Source organism: Haloarchaeobius pelagicus, from assembly GCF_051207375.1.
In the GTDB taxonomy this organism is placed as follows: Archaea; Halobacteriota; Halobacteria; order Halobacteriales; family Natrialbaceae; genus Haloarchaeobius.
On sequence record NZ_JBPJZD010000002.1, the window covers coordinates 138551 to 159555 of the forward strand.

At 66.2% G+C, this 21005-nt stretch carries 23 protein-coding genes; 9 read left to right on the forward strand and 14 right to left on the reverse strand.

The features are described 5' to 3' along the window. The first annotated feature begins 127 nt into the window (after positions 1 to 127). From ACSC1S_RS13180 to ACSC1S_RS13190, 3 genes are all read left to right on the forward strand, one after another. The gene (locus tag ACSC1S_RS13180) at positions 128 to 1111 is read left to right on the forward strand and encodes a PrsW family intramembrane metalloprotease (protein WP_435364726.1); all 984 of its coding nucleotides are present in this window, start codon (positions 128 to 130) and stop codon (positions 1109 to 1111) included. 71 nt (positions 1112 to 1182) lie between these two features. Beyond that, positions 1183 to 1443, forward strand: a complete 261-nt coding sequence (locus ACSC1S_RS13185) for a DUF8015 family protein (RefSeq protein ID WP_435319310.1) — start codon at positions 1183 to 1185, stop codon at positions 1441 to 1443. A 105-nt stretch (positions 1444 to 1548) separates the two neighbouring features. Continuing rightward, positions 1549 to 2289 (forward strand): SDR family oxidoreductase, encoded by a 741-nt coding sequence (locus ACSC1S_RS13190; RefSeq protein ID WP_435364727.1) that lies wholly within the window; start codon positions 1549 to 1551, stop codon positions 2287 to 2289. Positions 2290 to 2340: 51 nt separating this feature from the next. Here the strand turns inward: ACSC1S_RS13190 and ACSC1S_RS13195 are convergent, their stop codons facing one another. The 4 genes from ACSC1S_RS13195 to carA form a co-directional block, all read right to left on the reverse strand. Next, positions 2341 to 4311, reverse strand: coding sequence for a sensor histidine kinase (locus ACSC1S_RS13195; protein ID WP_435364728.1), 1971 nt, complete (start codon positions 4309 to 4311; stop codon positions 2341 to 2343). Next, positions 4308 to 5621: a polyamine ABC transporter substrate-binding protein gene (locus tag ACSC1S_RS13200; protein ID WP_435364729.1), complete on the reverse strand. Its 1314-nt coding sequence runs from the start codon at positions 5619 to 5621 to the stop codon at positions 4308 to 4310. Before ACSC1S_RS13200 ends, ACSC1S_RS13195 begins: the two co-directional genes overlap by 4 nt. Before the next feature lie 87 nt (positions 5622 to 5708). After that, positions 5709 to 7034, reverse strand: a complete 1326-nt coding sequence (locus ACSC1S_RS13205) for a polyamine ABC transporter substrate-binding protein (protein ID WP_435364730.1) — start codon at positions 7032 to 7034, stop codon at positions 5709 to 5711. Between the two features lie 75 nt (positions 7035 to 7109). Next, complete coding sequence (carA, locus tag ACSC1S_RS13210) at positions 7110 to 8189, reverse strand: glutamine-hydrolyzing carbamoyl-phosphate synthase small subunit (RefSeq protein ID WP_435364731.1); 1080 nt, start codon at positions 8187 to 8189, stop codon at positions 7110 to 7112. A gap of 101 nt (positions 8190 to 8290) precedes the next feature. Between carA and ACSC1S_RS13215 the strand changes: the two genes are divergently transcribed. Together ACSC1S_RS13215 and ACSC1S_RS13220 are read left to right on the forward strand one after the other, a co-directional pair. Continuing rightward, positions 8291 to 8704 (forward strand): Lrp/AsnC family transcriptional regulator, encoded by a 414-nt coding sequence (locus ACSC1S_RS13215; protein WP_435319316.1) that lies wholly within the window; start codon positions 8291 to 8293, stop codon positions 8702 to 8704. A 248-nt stretch (positions 8705 to 8952) separates the two neighbouring features. Then, positions 8953 to 9219 (forward strand): hypothetical protein, encoded by a 267-nt coding sequence (locus ACSC1S_RS13220; protein ID WP_261652298.1) that lies wholly within the window; start codon positions 8953 to 8955, stop codon positions 9217 to 9219. A gap of 254 nt (positions 9220 to 9473) precedes the next feature. On the opposite strand, the gene ACSC1S_RS13225 is transcribed toward ACSC1S_RS13220, so the two are convergent. Continuing rightward, complete coding sequence (locus ACSC1S_RS13225) at positions 9474 to 10148, reverse strand: CehA/McbA family metallohydrolase (protein ID WP_435364732.1); 675 nt, start codon at positions 10146 to 10148, stop codon at positions 9474 to 9476. A gap of 53 nt (positions 10149 to 10201) precedes the next feature. Here ACSC1S_RS13225 and ACSC1S_RS13230 point away from each other — a divergent pair, with 53 nt between their 5' ends. The 3 genes from ACSC1S_RS13230 (at position 10202) to ACSC1S_RS13240 (ending at position 12126) form a co-directional block, all read left to right on the forward strand. Beyond that, the gene (locus tag ACSC1S_RS13230; RefSeq protein WP_435364733.1) at positions 10202 to 11095 is read left to right on the forward strand and encodes a diacylglycerol/lipid kinase family protein; all 894 of its coding nucleotides are present in this window, start codon (positions 10202 to 10204) and stop codon (positions 11093 to 11095) included. A 43-nt stretch (positions 11096 to 11138) separates the two neighbouring features. After that, positions 11139 to 11717, forward strand: a complete 579-nt coding sequence (locus tag ACSC1S_RS13235) for an NUDIX hydrolase (RefSeq protein ID WP_261652301.1) — start codon at positions 11139 to 11141, stop codon at positions 11715 to 11717. A 91-nt stretch (positions 11718 to 11808) separates the two neighbouring features. Continuing rightward, positions 11809 to 12126: a DUF7853 family protein gene (locus ACSC1S_RS13240; RefSeq protein WP_435364734.1), complete on the forward strand. Its 318-nt coding sequence runs from the start codon at positions 11809 to 11811 to the stop codon at positions 12124 to 12126. A gap of 14 nt (positions 12127 to 12140) precedes the next feature. Here the strand turns inward: ACSC1S_RS13240 and ACSC1S_RS13245 are convergent, their stop codons facing one another. Both ACSC1S_RS13245 and ACSC1S_RS13250 read right to left on the reverse strand, forming a co-directional pair. After that, on the reverse strand, positions 12141 to 12440 hold the full coding sequence (locus tag ACSC1S_RS13245) for a DUF7977 family protein (RefSeq protein ID WP_435319320.1): 300 nt from the start codon (positions 12438 to 12440) through the stop codon (positions 12141 to 12143). Beyond that, entirely contained in the window at positions 12430 to 13470 is a 1041-nt protein-coding gene (locus tag ACSC1S_RS13250) for a zinc-binding dehydrogenase (protein WP_435364735.1), read from the reverse strand. The genes ACSC1S_RS13245 and ACSC1S_RS13250 overlap by 11 nt, the downstream gene beginning before the upstream one ends. A 115-nt stretch (positions 13471 to 13585) precedes the next feature. Between ACSC1S_RS13250 and ACSC1S_RS13255 the strand changes: the two genes are divergently transcribed. Continuing rightward, positions 13586 to 14218 (forward strand): MogA/MoaB family molybdenum cofactor biosynthesis protein, encoded by a 633-nt coding sequence (locus tag ACSC1S_RS13255; RefSeq protein WP_435364736.1) that lies wholly within the window; start codon positions 13586 to 13588, stop codon positions 14216 to 14218. A 22-nt stretch (positions 14219 to 14240) separates the two neighbouring features. Here the strand turns inward: ACSC1S_RS13255 and ACSC1S_RS13260 are convergent, their stop codons facing one another. From ACSC1S_RS13260 to pyrG, 7 genes are all read right to left on the reverse strand, one after another. Beyond that, positions 14241 to 14558 (reverse strand): cupin domain-containing protein, encoded by a 318-nt coding sequence (locus tag ACSC1S_RS13260; protein ID WP_435319323.1) that lies wholly within the window; start codon positions 14556 to 14558, stop codon positions 14241 to 14243. A gap of 159 nt (positions 14559 to 14717) precedes the next feature. Continuing rightward, positions 14718 to 15800 carry a DUF4397 domain-containing protein gene (locus tag ACSC1S_RS13265; protein WP_435364737.1) on the reverse strand — a complete coding sequence of 361 codons (1083 nt, stop codon included), beginning with the start codon at positions 15798 to 15800 and terminating at the stop codon, positions 14718 to 14720. Between the two features lie 173 nt (positions 15801 to 15973). After that, positions 15974 to 16582, reverse strand: a complete 609-nt coding sequence (locus ACSC1S_RS13270) for a PH domain-containing protein (protein WP_435364738.1) — start codon at positions 16580 to 16582, stop codon at positions 15974 to 15976. Between the two features lie 90 nt (positions 16583 to 16672). Further along, the gene (locus ACSC1S_RS13275) at positions 16673 to 17704 is read right to left on the reverse strand and encodes a DUF4397 domain-containing protein (protein WP_435364739.1); all 1032 of its coding nucleotides are present in this window, start codon (positions 17702 to 17704) and stop codon (positions 16673 to 16675) included. Positions 17705 to 17837: 133 nt separating this feature from the next. After that, positions 17838 to 18164, reverse strand: a complete 327-nt coding sequence (locus tag ACSC1S_RS13280) for a DUF7126 family protein (RefSeq protein ID WP_261652310.1) — start codon at positions 18162 to 18164, stop codon at positions 17838 to 17840. Positions 18165 to 18168: 4 nt separating this feature from the next. Next, the gene (gene guaA / locus ACSC1S_RS13285; protein WP_435364740.1) at positions 18169 to 19086 is read right to left on the reverse strand and encodes a glutamine-hydrolyzing GMP synthase; all 918 of its coding nucleotides are present in this window, start codon (positions 19084 to 19086) and stop codon (positions 18169 to 18171) included. Beyond that, positions 19086 to 20765 carry a CTP synthase gene (gene pyrG, locus ACSC1S_RS13290; protein WP_435364741.1) on the reverse strand — a complete coding sequence of 560 codons (1680 nt, stop codon included), beginning with the start codon at positions 20763 to 20765 and terminating at the stop codon, positions 19086 to 19088. The genes guaA and pyrG overlap by 1 nt, the downstream gene beginning before the upstream one ends. Positions 20766 to 21005 lie beyond the last annotated feature (240 nt).

The window sequence follows — 21005 nt, forward strand, 5'->3', positions numbered from 1 at the left end:
CTTCCCCCGCGGAGCGTCCCGGTTTGTTAGGAAACACACATTTGTGCTGAGTGAGGCAGAACCGCCGACCACTATCTGTCTTGGGTGTCCTCCTACGAACCCGACGTCCGTCATTACAGCCACAGCGATGGCGGGGAGCGATAGACTGCGCGACCCGGTCGAATCGAACGGTCGAACCAACCGCTACGAGGTGACCGACTGGGAGTCACGGACCCGACTGGACGCCGTCGCCGAGACGGTCCACGGGGGCCTCACTCGCTCCGCACGGTGGGGTGTCATCCTGCTCGCCCTGCTGACGTTCGTCGCCCAGCTCGGGCTGGTCACCTCGGCGCTGTGGTACCGGCCCACGCTCGGCATCCTGACCGTGGCCTCGGTGGTGCCGGCCTTCCTGCTCGCGGGAGCCATCTGGTACGGCAACCCGACGATGCGTGAACCGGTGTGGCCGCTGTCGGTGACGTTCCTGCTGTCGGTGCTGTTCGCGAGCTTCGCGGCCACCCTCAACGGGGCGCTGCAACCGCTGGTGACGGCCCTGCCGTTCGTCGGCATGGTCGTGTTCTTCTTCCTCGTGGTCGGTCCCATCGAGGAGACGGTGAAGTGGCTCGCGGTGCGCCTGCACGCCTACCGCGGTGACGACTTCGACGCGGTCATCGACGGCGCGGTGTACGGCGCGGTCGCCGGCCTTGGCTTCGCGACCATCGAGAACGCCCTCTACATCTCGAAGGTCCTCTTCGACTCCGGGACCATCGCGCTGAGCGGCGGCTTCGGGCAGATGCTCTCGGTCGCGACCCAGCGCGCCTTCGTCGGGCCGGGCCACGTGCTGTACTCGGCCATCGCGGGCTACTACCTCGGGCTGGCGAAGTTCAATCCGGACGACCGCGGCCCCATCGTGGTCAAGGGGCTGCTCATCGCGGCGGGTATCCACGCGACGTACAACTCGCTGGCGTCGAACCTGCCCTACGACGTCTTCGGGGGCGGCATCGCGTTCGTCGCGTTCGTGCTGCTGTTCGACGGGCTCGTCGGGTACTTCCTCTACCGGAAGCTCTCGCGCTACCGCGCGGCGTACGACGAGGTGGCACCCGCGAGCGAGAGCGACGCAGTTAGCGCCGACTAACGCACAATCGAAGCGCGCTTAGACCCTCAAATTTTTTGAGGGTCCCCGTCGTACGACCCCCTGGTGAAAGGATGCAGCGCGCAGAAACCGAGTACAGGCATGAACGTGCATCGCTGTCGACCATCCGAACGCTCGTCGCGGCCGTCTCCCGGTACGACCTGGTGCTCGCGATGATTCCGCTCTCGTTCGTCGCCGCGGCCCTCTGGTCCGTCCTCGGTGACGCGTCCTCGACGACCGCCATCGGCATCGCCGGTGTGTGTTGCCTGCTCGCCCTCGTCGACGCGCTGTTCGTGAACCCGCCGGGCCGGGGCCGCCGCGGGACCGGACGATAATCCGACCGGCAACCGGCGCGGACTTCGCCGTGCAGTCATGCGGTTCTCTCGGGTGTGTTGCGATGCGCGGAACGGTTAACACACCCCAGTCCGTATCATGGTACAGTGACCCACGATAGCTACCGGCTCCTCGTCGCAGGAGCGAGTGGGGAGACCGGCACCGCCATCCTGGAGTATCTCGCTGACACCGAGTACACGGCTCGCGCGCTGACACGACGCGGTGAGAACGAGTCCATGCTCCGCCGGCACGGAGCCGACGAGGTCGTCGTGGGCAACCTGTTCGATCCGGACGATGCGATGCGCGCCATCGCCGACGTGGACGGCGTCCTCTGTGCGGTCGGCTCGCCCCGAAAACGACTGCTGTTCGGTCGGCCCGTCGACGGCGACGGTGTCCAGAACCTCGTCGACGCGGCCCTGCACGCGGGCGTCTCGTACTTCGTCCTCGAATCCGCCCTCGGTGTCGGCGATTCGAAAGACTGTCTCTCCTGGCCACAGCGCCTGATTCGCCATCGACTCCTGCGAGCGAAGGGCAAGACCGAGGCGCACCTCCGGGACTCGAACCTCCCCTACACCATCGTTCGGCCCGGCCGCCTGCGCGACGGCGAGATGACACAGCAACTCGTCGTGGCGGAGGGCGGTGCCACGGTCTCGGGGAGCGTCCGGCGGGCGGACGTGGCGTGGCTGATGGTCGCCGCCCTCACCACGCCCGAGGCCCGGAACCGCACCTTCGAGGTCGTCGGTCCCGAGAGCGTCCCGGGTGGCGTCGACGACGCGGTCGACTTCGACTGGCGCGGGCCCGAATCGGGCCTCGTTGCCACCCGCTCTGACTACTCGATTCCCTCCTGACCCGGTCGGGCAGCTCGGCTGTCTCGTATCCTGTCGTGACGTTCCGCGAGATCAATCCTGCTGTGGACTACTCTCCCCTGACTGGAACTCTCCGGTGTGGCGCTCGTGGGAGTCCGCGGCTGAATCGACGGCGTCGTCCGTCACCTGCGACTCGGGCACGTCGACCGACTCGGCCGCTTCGAATTCGACCACGACGACGGTCCCGCGCGGCTCCCGGTGTTCGAACGAGACCTGCCCGCCCGACTTGCGGACGGTCCAGACGACGATCCAGAGGCCGATACCGCTCCCGTGCCGGAGCGGTTGCTCCCGTCCCTCCAGCACCGGTTCGATCTCGGCCTGTGGGATTCCCGGCCCGTCGTCGGCCACGCGCAGCGTGACCATCCCGTCGGCCCCGTCCGCCGGTTCGACCGACACCTCGACGCTCGGGTCGTCCTTGTCGTTGTGACGGACCGCGTTGTCGACGAGATACTCGACGACCGACTGGATGGAGAGGAGCGACTGGACCGGGGCTGTCTCGGGCAGGTCGGTCGTGATGGCTGCCTCGGGGTGTGCCTCCCGCATCGCGTCGACCGCGTGTTCGACCGCGGCCACGAGGTCGACCTGATGGACGTCGCCGCCGTCGCGCTCCGCGATGGCCTCTATCTGCTGGGCCTTCCGAGTGTTCTCCTCCAGGCGTTCGGCCGTCTGGATGAGCGCTGTCAGCGCCTGTCGCTCCTCCGGTTCCAGATCCGCCCGTTCGAGAACCTGCGCGTTCCAGGTGATGGCGCTCAGGTCGTTCCGGAGGTTGTGGCGCAACAGCCGGTGTAACACCAGTATCATCTCGCGCTGTTCCGCGAGTATCTCGTTCGACTCGGCCAGGTCACTGGCCGCCGCTATCGCATCGGCACGGGCCTGCTCTGCCGCCTCTATCTGGCGTCGAAGCGACCGCTGCATGCTGTCGAACGCGGCGGCGAGTTCGCCGAACTCGTCGGTCCGGTCGGTCGACAGGTCGACCGCCAGGTCACCCGCCTCGAGGCGCTCTGCCTTCTCGGCCAGCTCCCGGAGCGACCGGGCCGTGTTCCGCCCGATGGTGGCCGCGATGGCCAACAGGCCGACCAGCGAGACGATGGTGACGCTCAACACGAGCGTCGTGATCTGCCGGTCGACCCGGTAGGCTTCCGACGTCGGCGTGTACACCAGCACCATCCAGTCGCTGTCCCGAACCGGCGCGTACCCGACCACGTGGCCCGAGGGCAACGGCGGCCCGACCTCGTCCCGGCCGAGGAAGCCGACGTCGTCCATCTCTCTGTCCCGGAGGGCCGCCGGAAGTTCACCGGAGTCGGCCGTCACGAGCGGGTGGGGGACGGCATCACCGAACCCGTCGTAGAACACCGTCCCGTCGGCGTCGACCAGCTGGACGATACGCGGCCCGACCTCGTTCTCCGGGCTGGAGGCGAACGACGGGGTGGTCGCCACGAGGACCAGCCACTGGTTCGGCCGCCGCGGCACCGGCGTGATGTAGGCCACGACCGGCTCACCGAGCGACGTGTACACCGACGACACGTGGACCTGCATGCTGTCCTCGAACGTGAGGTCGGCCCTCGCCCAGGGTGCGCCTTCGTCGGCGAACATCGTGTTCTCGTGAGAGCGCCACGAGTCCGTACTCGCGAGCGCCATCGAGGAGTCCGCCTCGACGACGTGGACCGCCCTGACGGTGTCCGGCAGGAACCACGCCTCCCGCTGCAAGAACAGTTCGACCGCGCGAGGCTCGTCGTGCTGGAGGTCCTGGTACTTCGAGAGCATCCGGACGATGCGGACGTTCCGGTCCTTCCAGTCGCCGACCCGGTCGGCTTCGAGTCGTGCGACCGTCAGCGAGTCGGCCTCGACGGACGCATCCAGCTCCGCGTCCGTCTGGACGTAGGCGTTGACGCCGACGCCAGCGACCACGACGACGACGAGCAACAGCGCGAGCGTGAGCTTGGCGAGGTAGCTCCCCCGAATCGCACCCGGGAGCAGTCGTCCGAGCGAATCTCGCACCGTCACCGCAGGGCCTCCATGTGTGACACAGCCGGAGCCCGGCCGTACTGGGGGGCGCGTGGCGCTGCGGTGTCCGGTCTGGCTGGGGTCGCCGGCATCGGCCACAGGTCCCGTACCGAGGACGCCCGGATCCGGTCACTGGCGGCCAAGCCGGTCGCGTCCTCCCACACCTCGTCGTAGGTCTCGATGGCCGGGCCCACGTCGCGGACGAACTCCAGTTTCTCCAGGCGCTCTGGTGACGGGTAGATGTCCGGGTTCCCCAGGATCCAGTCGTCGACGTACGGCCAGGCCGCCTCGTTCGGCGTCGCGTAGAACACGTAGTTCGAGATGCTCGCGTTCACTCGCGGGTCCAGCAGGTAGTCCACGAAGGCGTGGGCCGCGCCCGGGTGCCCGGCGTCGACCGGCATCGCGACCGTGTCGACCCACATGACGCCACCTTCCTCGGGGATGCGGTACTCGATGGGGGAGCCTCCGTCGGCGAACAGGTGCCAGTACGCGACGTATGCGTGGCCCGACCAGGTGTGGATGGGGGACGCCCGCCGGTCGACCAGGTTCGACACCATGTTCGTCGAGTTGTACTCCCGGAGCAGGGGTCGCTGCTCGCGCAGGAGCTCACCGGCTTCGCGTATCTCGCTCTCGCTGGTGGTGTTCAGCGAGTAGCCCAGGCGCTTGAGCGCGACGCCGAGCGTCTGGCGCACGTCGTTCAGCATCGTGATTCGTCCCGCGTAGTCCGGGTCCCACAGCACGTCCCAGGAGACCGGGTCGGAGAACGAGGCCAGTTCCCGGTTCCAGCCGACACCCACGGTCCCCCACTGGTACGGGACCGAGTGACGGCCGGGTCCCGGGTCGTACGGCGGATTGACCCGCCAGCGCGTCTCCAGGTTCGACCAGTTCGGAAGCTTCGCGAGGTCGAAGCTGCCGACCTCACCCCGCTCGGCGAGGCCGGTGACGAAGTAGCCACTCGGGAAGATGAGGTCGTACGGCGCGGTCCCCGGGCCCCGGAGGCCCCGGTACATCTCCTCGTTCGACCCATAGTAGTCGACCGTGACGTCGACCCCGAACGCCGACTCGAAGGTTCGGACGGTCTCGCGCGGCCAGTAGTTCTTCCACTGGAACACCCGGAGCTCCTCTTCGATGTCGTACGCTGGCGTCGAGAGGCCGAGCTGCGAGCGCAGGACACTGTTCCCGCGGCGGGTCGAGGACTGGAGCGGTCTGGAGCGCCGAACCGGCCGTCCGCCGACGCAGCCCGCGACGAAGCCACCGCTCGTGGCTGCAAGCCGACGCAGGACTGACCGACGGCTCCTGGGCACCTCCATACTCCTTGCTGTGTGCTAGTAGGGGGGTATACGAGATAAAGAAGCGGCTGCAGGGGCTGAAACGGGTGTATCCAGCAGCCTCGGTCGCTACGATGGCCGCTGTCGCTGCAGCCTGGCCAGTGCTGCCGCCGGGGGACCGCCGTGACTCGGCCAGAACGTAGGCTGCCCGGCGACAGAGCGACGCTCCACACCGGCCTTGTGTACCTCTCGCGTCGGCAGCGTCGCGGCCGGGCTCTCTATCGACGTGCCAGTCAGCCCCTCCCAGACGTCCTGATAGGTCTCGATGGCCGGGCCCACGTCGCGGACGAACTCCAGTTTCTCCAGGCAGTCCGGCGACGGGTAGATGTCCGGGTTCTCCAGGATCCAGTCGTCGACGTACGGCCAGGCCGCCTCGTTCGGCGTCGCGTAGAACACGTAGTTCGAGATGGACGCGTTCACCTTCGGGTTCAACAGGTAATCCACGAACGCGTGTGCCGCGTTCGGATGTGCGGCATCCGCCGGTATCGCGGCCGAATCGACCCACATGACCCCACCCTCGTCGGGGATGCGGTACTCGATGGGCGACTCCCCGTTCTGGAACAGTTGCCAGTAGGCGATGAACGCCTCACCCGACCAGGTGTGGATGGGGGACGCCCGCCGGTCGACCAGGTTCGACACCATGCTCGTGGAGTCGTAGCCCCGGAGCAGGGGTCGCTGCTCGCGCAGGAGCTCACCGGCTTCGCGTATCTCGTTCTCGCTGGTGGTGTTCAGCGAGTGGCCCAGGCGCTTGAGCGCGACGCCGATGGTCTCTCGCACGTCGTTCAACATGGTGACACGGCCGGCGTGGTCCTGGTCCCAGAGCACGTCCCAGGACACCGGACTGGGGAGGGTCGCCAGCTCCCGGTTCCAGCCGATTCCCGTGGTTCCCCACTGGAACGGAACCGAGTGACGGCCCGGACCCGGGTCGTAGGGCTGATCGAGTTGCCAGCGTCTCTCCAGGTTCGACCAGTTCGAGAGCTTCTCGAGGTCGAACGGGACGATGCGACCCTCTCCCACGAGGACGGTGACGAAGTAGCCACTCGGAAACACGAGGTCGTACGACGGTGCCGACGGGTCGTGCAGGCTCCGGTACATCTCCTCGTTCGACTCGTAGTAGTCGACCGTGACGTCGACACCGAACGCCTGCTCGAAGTGCCGAATCGTCTCGCGGGGCCAGTAGTCACGCCACTGGAACACCCGGAGCTGGTCCTCGATGTCGTAGGGAGGCAACGAGAGCCCGAGCTCCGCGCGTAACACGCTGTTCCCGCGTCTCGTGGGTGGTGTCGTCGTCGTCGGTTGTCGCTGGGTGGTCTCGCCGAAGCAGCCGGCGGTGACGGCGTTGCTCGCGGCAGCGAGTCCGCACAGAACAGACCGGCGGCTTCTGGACTCCTTCATGACCCCCCTGTACTGGCTAGTACGCGGGTTCGAGAGATAAAGAGACGGCCGGCGTGGCAGTCGTCGGTCGGTCGGTCAGTCGTCGGCGACGACCATTCGACGGTCGCCTGATGTGTCGACCATTCCGAGCACGTCGTCGAAGAAGTCGAGGGAGTCGTTCGGGCCGGGGTTGGCCTCGGGGTGGTACTGGCGCGTGATGATGTTGAGTTCCTCGCTGTCGAGGCCCTCGGGCGTGTCGTCGTTGACGTTGCGCTGGGTGACGGTGAGCTTGTCACCGGGGTCGGCGACGGTGTAGCCGTGGTTCTGCGTGGTCATGACGACGCGACCCGATTCCTCGTCGATGACGGGCTGGTTGACGCCGCGGTGACCGAAGTCCATCTTCTCGGTGGTGCCACCGAGCGCGCGGGCGACGATCTGCTGGCCGAGGCAGATGCCGGCGATGGGGAGTTCGCCGGTGAACGCCTCGACGAGCGAGACGGCGGCTTCGAAATTCGCAGGGTCGCCGGGACCGTTCGAGATGAACAGGATGTCCGGGTCGAGCGCGGTGACTTCCTCGGCCGTCGTGTCGTAGGGCAGGACGTGGACGGTCGCGCCGCGCTCCGTGAGCGAGTCGATGATGGACTTCTTGGCACCGCAGTCGACGAGTGCGACGGTCGCGCCGTCGCCGGTCTGGTTGTAGACCTCGGGTTCCGAAACGGAGACCTGCGCGCCGATGTCGGTGTGCTCGCTCATCGTCTTGCACTGTTCGAGCTCGGCGAGTGCGTCTTCCGGCGTCACGTCGTCGCCGACGGCGATACCGCACTTCATCGCGCCGCTCTCGCGGATGTCGGTGACGAGGTCGCGGGTGTCGAGGTGGTCGACGGCCGGCACGCCCTCGGCGGTCAGCCAGTCGGCCACGTCGTCGGTGAGTTCACGAGCGACGACCGCGCGCGGGTGGACGCGGTCGGACTCGAAGCGTTCGGGTCGGACGCCGTAGTTTCCGATCAAGGGATACGCGAAGGTGAGGATCTGCTCCTCGTAGGATGGGTCGGTGAGACTCTCTTCGTATCCTGTGTATGCTGTTGTGAAAACCAGTTCGCCACGGGCTGTCCCCGGAGCGCGACCACGAGCCTCGACGACGTGGCCACCCTCCAGCGCTACGTAGGCGTCCGTCATTACGAGATACGTATTGTCCAACCCAAATAAGTCTTGCTTTCGAAATCTCGTTACGAATTTCGTAACAGCCAAGTCTCGCGGTCCAGTACTATTCGACCTCCATGGACGAACTCGACCGCCAGATCCTGAACATCCTCCGACGGGACGCCCGGACACCCTACACAGAGATCGCCGACCGCGTGGGGACGAGCGAGGGTACCGTCCGCAACCGCGTCGAACGGATGACCGAACAGAACGTCATCGAGCGCTTCACCGTCGCGACGCGCACCGGGAACGTCAAGGCGATGATTGAGGTAGGTGTTGCGGTGGACGTCGATACGACCAACATCTCCGACCGGATGGCCGAGTGGGAGGAGGTGGACTTCGTCTGGCAGGTCTCCGGCGAGGAGGACGTGGTCCTGGTCGTGGACTGCGCCGACACCCAGGGCGTGAACAAACTCATCACGCAGGCGCGCGAGCTGGAGGAGGTCGTCTCCACGAAGACCCGACTCATCCTCGACGAGCGGCTGGGCTGATATATCTGCTATTTGATGTCCCTCGGACCCTGCATAATCGAGTGAGGTGACGGCACACCTCGCCAAAAGGCCACAAACTACTTACGGTAACGTGTGGCTACTGGCACAGTAACTGGCGATTAGAACTCGCCGCAGTCGTGCGATTTTCTTGCAGAGTGGAGCCACAAAAGCTTTGTAACACACCCAAACTGGTTAGAAAGCAATAAATAACTATATCTGATAACCAAAAGAAGCATCAATCGGTTCACATGGCCACCCCGAGCAAGCGATTCGGCGACGACGAAGTCACGCTAGAGGCCAGCGTCGACACCGGCGCGGCCTTCGTGATGCTGATGCTGGCGCAGATGGTGCTGTTGTTCACGTTCTGGATCACGCTCTGGCCCGCAGCCTTCGGGATTCCACAGGACGTACGGCTGATGTCCGCCATCGGTGGGTTCTTCACCGGTGCCGCGGTGCTCGGCCTCTACGGGGGCATCAAGACCCTCATGCGGCAGACCGTCGAAACCGGCGCGTAAGCGAGCAGAACTGGCACACGAACGAAACGGGGTTGGGTGGCCACACAGGGGAAGAGAAGCGGTCGCAGCTGGACTGACGGTAGACGCCGTCGACGGGGCGGACTGAACCCGCCGACCGACCTGTCCGGGACGACACACACGACTGGCAATCGACTGGCAGCCGACCAGACCACGACTGGCAACTCGACTGGTACACGGCACATCTCGTCGTCCCTCGGTCGGCGTCTCTCACTGATTCGCGAGTGACGACGCCGTCACGACTGCTCGTTCTTCGGCGGTTCGAGGTGGCCTTTTCGTCGATGAACCGTCGTGTAGAGTCGGTTCAGCACGCGGTCGACCGGTCCCGTACTGGTTCGTACCTCGACCCGTCCCTCGCGAATCGCCGAGACGACTGCCGCCGCCGTCGGCTCCGGGGCGTCGACGACCGTGTACGCCCGCCCGACCTCGATCGGAAAGTGGGCGTCGCTCCCGCCGACCAAGGGCAGGTCGCGCTCGGCCGCGAGTCGTTCCGCCCGTCGCCGGTTCTCCGGGTGTTTGCCGTTCACCTCGATGGCGTCGAAGTCCGCCGTTGAGTGGCGGATGTCCCCGTTCCGGAACGGGTGCGCCATGATGGCCACGCAGTCGTGGTCGTGGGCGAGGTCCACCGCTTCAGTGGGCCGGAGTTCGCCCTTCGTCGTCTCGCGGGGCGGGTCCGGCCCGACCACGAGGACGTGGCCCCGCGTGGTCGATATCTCGATGCCGGGCAGCAACACCGGGTCCGCTGCACGGAACGGCGTGTAGTAGTCGTGATTCGTGAGCGCGAGGGCGTCGAGGCCACGGTACCGGGCGACCGCGGCGAGGAGGCGGACCCCGTACGGGTCGAACCGGTCGCCAAGCGCCCGTCGCCCGTGGAAGAACCGCGTGTGCGTGTGGAGGTCGATGGTGAACACGTCTGGTGTAGACTGTGGCCAAGGTCTTTGTCGTTCCCCCGCGCAGTATCCTTATGTCCGATTGTATCCTCGTCCTGAATCCCAAGAGCGGTGGCGGGAAACGGGCCGACCAGACACGACGGCTCGCCGACGAACACGGCTACGTGGTCTGGGAGTCCACGGGACGCGGGGAGACGTACGAACTCGCCCGGGATGCGGTGTCCGAAGACGCCTCGCTGGTGGTCGCAGCCGGTGGCGACGGGACCCTCAACGAGGTCGTCCGGGGCGTCGACGACGCGGACGGCCTCGACAGCACCATCCTCGGAGTCGTCCCGGCCGGGACAGGGAACAACTTCGCCGACCGACTCGGCATCCAGAGCGTCGAGCACGCCTTCCGGCTCCTGGAATCCGGTCGTCGCCGTCGAATCGACCTCGGGATGGCGAACGGCCGCCTGTTCGTCAACTCCTGCGTCGGCGGCCTGACCGCGGATTCGAGCGTCGCCACGACGCCCGAGTTCAAGAAGCGCTGGGGCGTGCTGGCCTACGTCATCAACACGATGCGAGAGTACCGGGACTTCGAGGGGCTGGACATCGGCGTCCACGACGAGAACGGCGAGGAGCTGTACGCCGGGGAGGCCATCGGCGTGCTCGTGGGTAACGGCCGGCGGTTCGTCGGCGAACCCGGCGTGCAAGCGAACATGGAGGACGGGATGCTGAACATCGTCGTCATCGAGGACCGCCCCGCACGGTCACTCGCCAGTGACGAGGCCATCCGCCGGTTCCTCCGGCGCGACCGGGACCACCTGACCCACCTGCTCGCCCCGGAGATGCACCTCACCGTCCACGGCGACGAGCCTCGGCACTTCAGCCTCGACGGCGAGGGGCTGTCGACGACCGAGTTGATAGCGCAGTCGCGGCCGCAGTGTATGCGGTTCTGCGTGAGCAAGACGTACCAGCCACGGCCCTGACGAAAGCGAAGTTCCTTTTTACGGGGTCGTCGATTGTTGATGCATGAGTACCCCAAACGAAGCAGACGAGGTGGCCGAGGAACTCCCGCACAAGAACGCGGGACAGGAGGTCATCGCCGTCGATGCCGACGACAACGAACAGGGCCTCGTCAACCGCCTCGACGCCCACACCGGTGAGGGTATCCGCCACCGCGCGTTCACCTCGCTCGTGTTCGACGGGGACGGGAACATCCTGCTCGCCCAGCGTGCGGCCGACAAGCGCCTGTGGGGCACCTGGTGGGACGGCACCGTCGCCTCGCACCCGGTCGAGGGCCAGTCCCAGGAGGCCGCCACCCGCGAGCGCCTCGAAGAGGAGCTCGGTATCACGCCCGACCAGTACGAGAACCTCCAGCTCACCGACCGCTTCGAGTACAAGCGCTACTTCGAGAACGCGGGCGTCGAGCACGAGGTCTGTGCGGTCCTCAAACTCACCCTCACCGACACCAGCCTCGACCCCGACCCGGAGGAGGTCGAGGGCCTGATGTGGGTCCCCTACGAGCGACTCCACGACAACCCCGAGTTCTACCGCCAGCTGCGGCTGTGCCCCTGGTTCGAGATCGCGATGCGCCGCGACTTCGACTGAACCCGAGAAAAAGGCGTGTGCTAACACGCCACAAAGTACTATACTGTCTACCCACGTAGTCAGCGGCGGGAACGGCTCCCGTGACGAGACAATGGTAGCAACGCACCACCCGGAACCCGAAGTCGCATTCGGCCTCGGCAGAGCAGAAGCGTGGGTCGTCCATCACGTGATGGTCGAACAGTTGACGCGCGAGGACCACGAGGGCCCCGAGCCGTGGTGGGCGCTCGATATCGCGCGAAAACTCGAAGACGGCTCGACCACACTTACACCGTTCGAGGCGTGGCGGCTCCGGGAGGACCTGCTGACCTACGCGGAGCGCGAGGATACCCCGGAGAGTGACATCGCACTGGCGATGGCTATCGTCTCACGTATCGAAGCGACGTTCGGAGAGCCACCACTCGCACGGTAGGCGACCGGTCCGGTTCAGGGCCGGGTCGTCGCCCAGACCGCCATCACACCAAGGAAGAGCGCCGGCAGCATCGGGAACGCGAGCAGCGCGACCCAGTACGGGAGTGCGGGCGGACGGAGGTAGACGACGATGGGCGCGACGAGGAACGCGAACACGATGACGCCGACGAGCGTCCAGCCCCGGTAGTCGAACTCGCGCTCGACCGAGTCCGGGTGGACGACACCGTCTTCCGTGTTCGACCGGCCACCGCCATCCCTCGCGTTCCCGGGACGGTGCACGTACCCGCCGTCCGAATCGTCGTCCTCAGAGCTCACTATCTGGGATTACGACCACCTTGCCAAAGCCCTCACGGTTTTCCAGCATCTCGTGTGCCCGGGCGGTCTCGCTCATCGGCAGGGTGTCGCGGATGCGGGGCTCGAACGTCCCGTCCCAGACGAGCGAGAGCGCCTTCTCGGCCTCGCCGTAGGTCGCCATCGTGGAGCCGATGACCTTCAGCTGGTTCCAGAAGATGCGGTTGATGTTGGTCTTCGGCCGCGGGCCGGTCGTCGCGCCGCAGGTGACGATGCGGCCGTCCTTCGCGAGGGACTTCAGCGACTTGTCCCACGTGGCCTCGCCGACGTGGTCGACGACCATGTCGACCCCGCGCTTGCCCGTCATCTCACGGATCTCGGCCGCGAAGTCCTCGGCCTCGTAGTCGATGACGTGGTCGGCACCGCACTCTTTCGCGTGTTGGAGTTTCTCCTCGCTGGAGGCCGTGGCGTACACTTCGGCTCCGGCGTGGGCGGCTATCTGGACCGCGGCGTGGCCGACGCCACCGGAGGCACCCAGCACGAGGACGGATTCTCCCTGTGTCAGGTCGCCGCGCTCGATCATCATGCGCCAGGCGGTCTGGAACACGAGCGGGGCGGCCGCCGCCGTCTCCCAGTCGACGTGTTCCGGGACCGGCGTCAGGTTCTCCTCGGGAATCGCGGCGTACTCGGCGTGCACCCCGCGGACGTGCTCGCCGATGACGTGGTAGTTCACACACAGCGCAGTGTCGCCGGTGCGGCAGAACTCGCACTTCCCGCAACTGACGCCGGCGAGCAGCGCGACCCGGTCGCCGGGTTCGAAGCGCGTGACCGCCTCGCCCACCTCCTCGACGACGCCCGCTGCGTCGCTCCCGGGGATGTGTGGCATCTCCAGGTCGACGCCAGGGAGGCCCCGGCGGGTCCACACATCGAGGTGGTTGAGTGCGCCGGCCTTGATGTCGACCAGCACCTCGTCTCGGCCCGGGTCCGGGTCCGGGAAGTCGCCGTACTCGATGACATCCGCGTCGCCGTGCTCGCTGAACTGGACGGCTTGCATGGTTCGAGGGACCAGTGGCTGGGTAAAAGCCCTGTGTGTTCGTTCATCGTCTACCGGTTCTTCGACTGCTGTCGAACACCGGCCGGTTTTGTCCCCCCCAGCCCAAGCGGGGGGCATGAGCGAACACGACGGCGACGACCACGAGCACGACCAGGCGAGTGAAGACGAGGGCCACGACCACCACGAACACGCAGACGCGCAGGACCACCACGAACACGAGGGTCACGACCACCACCATCACCACGACATCACCTCGCTCGGGATCGGCGTCCTCACCGTCTCCTCGTCCCGGTCGCTGGACGACGATCCGGCCGGCGACACCATCGAGACCGCATTCGAGGACGAGGGGCACGAGGTCGTCGTCCGCGAACTGGTGCCCGACAAGTTCGACACCGTCCAGGGGACCGTCTCCCGGCTGACGGAGCGGCGCGACGTGGATGCGGTCGTCACGACCGGTGGGACCGGCGTGACCCCCGACGACGTGACGGTCGATGCCGCCCGCCAGCTCTTCGAGAAGGAACTCCCCGGCTTCGGCGAGCTGTTCCGTCGATTCTCCTACGACGACATCGGGACCACCGTCATCGCGACGCGGGCCACCGCAGGCATCTCCAACGGCTGTCCGGTGTTCTGTCTGCCGGGGAGCCGCCCGGCGGTCGAACTCGGCGTCGACGAGATCATCTTGCCGGAGGTCCCGCACCTCGCCGGGCTGGCCCAGCGCGAGGCACCCGACGAGGACGACGAAGAGTAACGAACCCGAACAGAACGACCGATTAGCCCGGGAACGGGGCGAGCGTCGCGGTCAGAACCGCGGGTTCGTCCCCGTCGTTTCGCGCCCCGTGGGCGACCCCGCGGTCGTGGAACACCACACCGGGTGCCGAGACCGTCTCCTCGGTCTCGTCCTGTATCACCGTCACGGTCCCCTCGACGACGTGGAACACGTTCGCCGACGTGGGATGGTCGTGTGGGTCGAGCGTCGCCCCCGGTCCGAGTGCGAAGGCTTTCACGAGCACGTCGTCCGCGACGACGACCTCGGCGTCGAGCACCTCGCCCGCGTCGGGGTCGAGTTCGGGATAGCGGTCGAGCGTCATACCTGACCCTGCGGGTGGACGAGCCTTATCGGTAGTGGTCCCAGCACTGGACGACGGGAACGCGCGGCGAAAACGGGTGCGAACGTCGCGAAAAGCGCGACGGGATAATGAGCAACGGACGACGGCGGGGGTCGTCCGAGAGTGAAGTGGTTCAGCTACTCAGTAGTAGCGGCGGCGACCGATTCCCCAGGTGGGCCGAAGGGTGTACGGGCGACGGCGCATCCGGTACGGCTGGCGCGTCCGGATGACGCGACGGGCCCGCGGAGTGAAGCAGCTGGTACACTGGTCGTACTCTCCCTCGGTCTTGAGCCAGTCGATCTGGATGGGCGGCGACGGCTCGTCGGTCGGGCAGAGGATCTCCTCGTCCTCTTCGACCGGGAACTCGTCTTCCTCCTCTTCGACCGGGTACTCCTCTTCTTCCTCCTCGATAGGCTCCTCCTCTTCCTCCTCCTCGACCGCGTCCTCGTCGAGCATCGCGTCGATGGCGACCTTGAGTTCGAGGGCCGGCTTGTCCTCGTCCGCTTCGAGGTACCCGAGCGCGATGCCACTGTAGGCGGTGCCGCCCTGCAGGTCGACCTCCATGGTCGCGACCGGCTCGGGCAGGTCCTCCGGTGGGTTCTCGGGGTCGATGGCCGGGAAGACCTCGACGATGTGCGGCCCGGCGTCCGTGGTGAGGTAGTCGCTGGCCGACCCGAACGAGAGCTTCTCGACGACCTGGACGTCCTCCTCGGTGATCTCGTCCTTCAGCGAGACGAGTACCACGTCGACCTCCGGCGCGTCGGGCGAGGCGTGGATGAACCGGATGGCGGATTCGTCCTCCATCGGCGGCGTCAGCATGTCCTCGAACGCCTGCGGCTCGAACGTCGCGGCGGTGATCTCACCGAGGGCCATGATGGTGAACTTGCCCTCGTCGAGTTCGGTGGTCTGCGTGAAGACCACGACGTCCGGGCTGCCGGCTTTCGTGATGGTGATGTCGTGCTCACCGGATTCGAGCACGAGATACTCGCTTACGGTCCCGAACGGAACGTTCGCCAGGACGACCTCGCCGTCGACGACGACGTCGACATTGGGGGCGTCCGGCGACGCGTGGATGATCCGGAGCTCGGTGAGCCCTTCGGCCGCCTCGTCGTCAGCCGACTCGTGATAGTCCGCACGTACGGCGACGGCACCGAACCCCCCGAGTGCCGCTGTCCCCCCGACGATACCGATTGACTGTAGAACAGTGCGTCTGGTTGCTACCATAGCAGCCGTACTGAGGTGTGGAACCCGGTTAGGTAAGCGCCCGTTCGCTCACGAACGAGAACAACTCAGAATCAGACATATTATTACGCGTAGAGGAATCGAGCGACAGGAACCCAGTTTACAGAGGCTTCTCTCACGAACAAACTGGATTCTGATATATCTGAAAATCGAGTTCAGGGCCGACTTTCGGCCCCGTCGAACCCGCCCCCGTCGTAGCCCGGGATCCCCGTCGCCGGCAGCACGTACGTCTCGTCGGGGAGCCCAGCCGGGTCGACGCCGACGCGGGCGAGCGCCTCGGTGTCTCGGCCCTCGCGGGCCGCCCGGATTCGCTCGTCCAGCATCGCCGCGAGCCGGTCTGCGTCCCGGACGAACCACAGTCGCAGGTCGCCCTCGACCGGACGGAAACAGACCAGCGTCGCGGTACCGAACCGGTCGCCAGCCCGCGAGCGCTCGACCGCGACCAGCTCGATGGAGTCGTACGGGACGACGTCGTTGACGCCGTCGACGCCACCACGGTCGCGCTCGAGCCGGTCCGCGTACAGCCGAATCTCGGTCGAGCGCGCCTCCTGCATCCCCGGCAGCACGAAGTAGCCCCAGACGACCGCGAACACGGTCACCCCGATGACGACCGGCGCGGCCGCACCGAGAACAGGGGTGAGGTAGTCGTCGCCGACGACGGCGAACGCGACGGCCAGGAAGCCGCCGAGCAGGTACACGCCCGGCGTCACGAGCAGCGGGCGGACGTCCGCCTCGAACGTTTCGATGGGGCCACTGGTCACCACGGTCCAGTGATGGACTGGGCGTGCGAAAGGCGTTGTGGGCGCGCGGTCTCACAGACGGCAGCGTACCCGCCACGTCCTACCGCGGTGTACTCACTCGTCGTCGGTCTGGAACGGCGAGTCGAACTCGATGCGTCCGTCGTCGAACCGGCCGCCGAACCCGCCACGGCCGGGACCGGGCCCGCCACCCTGCGGGCTGTGGACGCCACGCCGCCAGCGGCGACGCCAGCCGCCACGACCGCGGCCCCAGCCGCCTCTACCCCAGCCGCCTCTACCCCAGCCGCCACGACCGCGACCGCGGCCGCGCCCGCCACGTCCCCGTAGCGGCGGGATGTTGTTCAGCGAGAGCCGGGGGCTCGCCGAGAGGTTGTCCACGACCGGGAGGAGCGTGAACCCGCGCTCGCCACCGATGGAGAGCGCACCCGAGTCGTCGTACAGGAACCCGTGGGCGAAGACGGTGTAGGTCGCCCCGCCCGCCAGCGCAAGCAAGACGTCGAGGCTGCGCTGCTGGCCGGGCTTGCGGAGCGTGAGTTCGAGCGTCCCCGCGGGGACCGTCTCGTAGTCGGTCGCTTCGCCGAACTCCAGGCGGCGGGCCAGCCGGCCGACACCCTTCACCCGCACGTTCACCTCGCCCGCGTCTGGCGAGACGTGGATGAATCGCACCTTCGCCTCGGTCCGTGAGACCGGCGCGTTGTCGTCCTCGAAGACGAGCAGTTCGGACTCACTGCTCGGGAGACTCGGTCCGGCGACGACGATGGTGTGGTCGCCCTCGCGGAGCTGCACCAGCTTGTCCGGCCCGTCGCGGCCCCCCGGAGCGAACGTCTGGATGTCTAGGATGGTTCGAAAGTCGAACAGGCCGCGTCGCATCTCCGCGTACGGCGTTATCTGCCCGTACTCGAACTGCTTGAGCACCTCGAAGTCGTTGACGAGCAGGTCCAGCGCCGGGCCGTCTGGCACCGCGTGGAGCACACGGATCGCCGCCGGGTCGCTCTCCCGGTATCCGAGTTCGTCGTCCTCGAACGGGAACTGGTCGTCGTCGGCCTGTGCCGCGACGTTCCACCCCCCGAGTGCCGCTGTCCCCCCCACGATACCGAGCGTCTTGACGACGGTTCGCCGTGTAGTCATTGCGAGTCACTCTAGGGGTTGGTGACAAGATAGCGATTACTTACAGTAACTGGGGGATGGAGTGGTTATTTCTCTCACGAAACTGGGTGATGCACCCGTTACTTCTCCCAGCGAGGCGAGGAGAATCGGGGAACTACGACGCCGCGAGTTCCTCTGCCACCGCCTCGGCGTCGAGGAGTGCCGGGTCGATGGCCAGCACCTCCTGTCCGCTGACGAACTCCGGGAGGGAGTCGTCGGTGAACGCCACGATTCGCACGTCGGGGTTCATCGTCTTCGCGATGGGAATCGAGGTCGCCTGTCCCACGTCCGTGAGGACGAACAGGTCGGCCTCGAGGATACCCGCCTCCTCGAGTGCGGGTCGGTTCGCCACGTCGGGAATCACCGTCACCTCGATGCCTTCGGCTTCGAGGGCGGCGACGAGCGCGTGTTCGTCTACACCGGCGAAGATGGCCTTCGTCATCGTCTCACTCGTACTCGATGGTCGCCGGCGGTTTGTGCGTTACGTCGTACACCACGCGGGCGACGTTGTCGTTCGTGCCGGTGATGCGCGACTGGATGCGCTGGAGCGTGTCCCAGTCGATGTTCTGGGCGCGGGCGGTCATGCCGTCACGCGATTCGACGGAGCGGACGGAGACGACCCAGCCGTGGACGCGGTTGTCGCCCTTGACGCCGGTCGCCTTGCCGATGACGGCCGCGAGCGCCTGCCACGGGTCGTACTCCTCCAGTTCCTCCTCGATGATGTGGTTCGACTCGCGGGCCACCTCGAGTTTCTCCTCGGTGATCTCGCCGATGACGCGCACGGCGAGGCCGGGACCGGGGAACGGCATGCGCTCGGAGACGACCTCTTCGAGGTCCATCGCGCGAGCGACCTCGCGAACCTCGTCCTTGTAGAGGTCGCGGACCGGCTCGACGATGCCCTCGAAGTCCATCACGTCGGGCAGGCCGCCGACGTTGTGGTGGGACTTGATGCCACCCTCGCTCTCGATGCGGTCGGGGTAGATGGTCCCCTGGACCAGGTACTCCGCGTCGACCGCCTTCGCCTCACGCTCGAACTCGCGGATGAACTGCTCGCCGATGATCTCGCGCTTCTCCTCGGGGTCGGTGACGCCCTCTAAGGCATCGAGGAAGCGGTCCTGTGCCTCCACGATGTCGAGCGAGTGCATGTAGTCGAACGTCTCGCGGATCTGCTCGGTCTCGCCCTTGCGCATCAGCCCCGTGTCCACGTAGATGGGCACGAGGTTCTCGCCGATGGCCTCGTAGGCCAGCGCGGCCGCGACCGAGGAGTCGACACCGCCCGAGAGGGCGATGATTGCCTTCGAATCGCCGATTGCTTCCTGGATCTCTGCGACTGCTTCCGGAATGAACTCGTCTGTGTCTACCATTATGCTTCGACCTCTTCGGTCTCGGTTTCGGAGTCGACGTCACGCTGTTGCTCGACGACGGCCTCGACGAGGCCGACGAACGGGGGCGATGCACGACCGGGGCGGCTGCGGAACTCGGGGTGGAACTGCGTGCCGAAGAAGTACGGGTGGCCGTCGAGTTCCAGTATCTCCATCCGGTTGCCCGCGGTGCCCGAGAACACCATGTCGGAGTCCTCGAAGTCCTCGAAGTACTCGGGGTTCACCTCGTAGCGGTGACGGTGACGCTCCGTGCAGGAGTCGCCGCCGTAGAGTCGGGCCGCGACCGTCCCGGACTCGATGTCGGTCTCGTGTGCGCCCAGACGCATCGTCCCGCCCATGTCCGTGACCTCGTACTGCTCGGGCAGGATGTCGATGACCGGGTGCGGGGTGTCCGCGTCCATCTCGGCGGAGTGTGCGCCCTCGTAACCCAGGACGTTCCGGGCGTACTCGACGACCGCCATCTGGAAGCCCAGACAGAGGCCGAGGAACGGCACGTCGTTCTCGCGGGCGTACTTGACTGCGGCTATCTTGCCTTCGGTCCCGCGCGAGCCGAACCCGCCGGGGACGACCACGCCGTCGCACTGGGCGAGGCGCTGGAAGTGCTCGCTGTCCTCGCCGTCGGCGGCGAGTTCGTCGGCGTCGACCCACACCACGTTCACGTCGACGCGCTGGTCCAGGCCGGCGTGCTTCAGCGACTCGTGGACCGACATGTACGCGTCCTCCAGGTCGTACTTCCCGACCAGCGCGATGTCGACCTCGCCCTCGCGGTCGCGGGTGACGATGTTGCGCCAGGAGTTGTCGCGCTCGCGCTTCGGGAGCGCCCGGGAGAACAGCCCGAGCTGGTCCATCACGTACTCGTCGAGGCCCTCCTCCTCGACCATCAGCGGCACGTGGTAGATGTCCTCGACGTCGGAGTTCGAGAAGACGGCCTTCGTCGGCACGTCACAGAACAGCGCGATCTTCTCCTTCGTCTCGGGGTCGAGCTTCTGTTCGCAGCGTCCGACCAGCACGTCGGGCTGGAGGCCGATACTGCGCAGCTCCTTCACGGAGTGCTGGGTGGGCTTCGTCTTCTGTTCGCCGTTCTTGGAGTACGGAACCAGGGTGACGTGGACGAACAGCAGGTCGTCCTCGCTCTCCTCGTGGGCGAACTGCCGAAGGGCCTCGAGGTAGGGCATGCCCTCGATGTCCCCGACGGTCCCGCCGATCTCGACGATACACACGTCGGTCCCCTTGGCCGCCTCGCGGATGCGACGCTTGATGTCGTCGGTGATGTGCGGGATGACCTGGACCGTCTTCCCGAGGTAGTCGCCAGCACGCTCCTTCTCGATGACGTGCTTGTACGCCTTCCCGGTGGTGACGTTGTGGTCCGAGGTCATGTCGATGTCGAGGAACCGCTCGTAGTTCCCCAGGTCGAGGTCGACCTCGCCACCGTCCTTGAGAACGTAGACCTCGCCGTGCTGGAACGGGTTCATCGTCCCGGCGTCGACGTTCAGGTACGGGTCGACCTTGACCGCGGTCACGTCGAACCCGGCGTTCTTCAGAAGTCTGCCTGTACTCGCGGCCGTGATACCCTTCCCCAGTCCGGACATCACGCCGCCTGTCACGAAGATGAATTTGTTCCCGAGTGTGGGGTCGTACCCCGTTTCGGAATCGGTCGGCATACTGACTGTGCGCGAGAGTCATTCAAAACGATTTCGGAGGGAGTTTGGTAGGTGAAGTGTTGACAGCAATCATTCGAGGGTCTGCGGTAGACAGATATTAACTAATCAAACGACAGTTGGACGCTGAATAAAACAAGTCCCCAAGTAATAATTAGAATCCGTCATATAATCAGAGGAATTGCTTACCTTAATAGCCATCAGATATTTCCGATAGATATAATACTTGTCTGGAAAAACCCC

Coding starts and splice junctions, on each gene's coding strand:
- ACSC1S_RS13180 (WP_435364726.1), top strand. CDS start 128: ATGGCGGGGAGCGATAGACTGCGCGACCCGGTCGAATCGAACGGTCGA.
- ACSC1S_RS13185 (WP_435319310.1), top strand. CDS start 1,183: ATGCAGCGCGCAGAAACCGAGTACAGGCATGAACGTGCATCGCTGTCG.
- ACSC1S_RS13200 (WP_435364729.1), bottom strand. CDS start 5,621: ATGGAGGTGCCCAGGAGCCGTCGGTCAGTCCTGCGTCGGCTTGCAGCC.
- ACSC1S_RS13205 (WP_435364730.1), bottom strand. CDS start 7,034: ATGAAGGAGTCCAGAAGCCGCCGGTCTGTTCTGTGCGGACTCGCTGCC.
- carA (WP_435364731.1), bottom strand. CDS start 8,189: ATGACGGACGCCTACGTAGCGCTGGAGGGTGGCCACGTCGTCGAGGCT.
- ACSC1S_RS13215 (WP_435319316.1), top strand. CDS start 8,291: ATGGACGAACTCGACCGCCAGATCCTGAACATCCTCCGACGGGACGCC.
- ACSC1S_RS13220 (WP_261652298.1), top strand. CDS start 8,953: ATGGCCACCCCGAGCAAGCGATTCGGCGACGACGAAGTCACGCTAGAG.
- ACSC1S_RS13230 (WP_435364733.1), top strand. CDS start 10,202: ATGTCCGATTGTATCCTCGTCCTGAATCCCAAGAGCGGTGGCGGGAAA.
- ACSC1S_RS13235 (WP_261652301.1), top strand. CDS start 11,139: ATGAGTACCCCAAACGAAGCAGACGAGGTGGCCGAGGAACTCCCGCAC.
- ACSC1S_RS13240 (WP_435364734.1), top strand. CDS start 11,809: ATGGTAGCAACGCACCACCCGGAACCCGAAGTCGCATTCGGCCTCGGC.
- ACSC1S_RS13250 (WP_435364735.1), bottom strand. CDS start 13,470: ATGCAAGCCGTCCAGTTCAGCGAGCACGGCGACGCGGATGTCATCGAG.
- ACSC1S_RS13255 (WP_435364736.1), top strand. CDS start 13,586: ATGAGCGAACACGACGGCGACGACCACGAGCACGACCAGGCGAGTGAA.
- ACSC1S_RS13260 (WP_435319323.1), bottom strand. CDS start 14,558: ATGACGCTCGACCGCTATCCCGAACTCGACCCCGACGCGGGCGAGGTG.
- ACSC1S_RS13265 (WP_435364737.1), bottom strand. CDS start 15,800: ATGGTAGCAACCAGACGCACTGTTCTACAGTCAATCGGTATCGTCGGG.
- ACSC1S_RS13275 (WP_435364739.1), bottom strand. CDS start 17,704: ATGACTACACGGCGAACCGTCGTCAAGACGCTCGGTATCGTGGGGGGG.
- ACSC1S_RS13280 (WP_261652310.1), bottom strand. CDS start 18,164: ATGACGAAGGCCATCTTCGCCGGTGTAGACGAACACGCGCTCGTCGCC.
- guaA (WP_435364740.1), bottom strand. CDS start 19,086: ATGGTAGACACAGACGAGTTCATTCCGGAAGCAGTCGCAGAGATCCAG.
- pyrG (WP_435364741.1), bottom strand. CDS start 20,765: ATGCCGACCGATTCCGAAACGGGGTACGACCCCACACTCGGGAACAAA.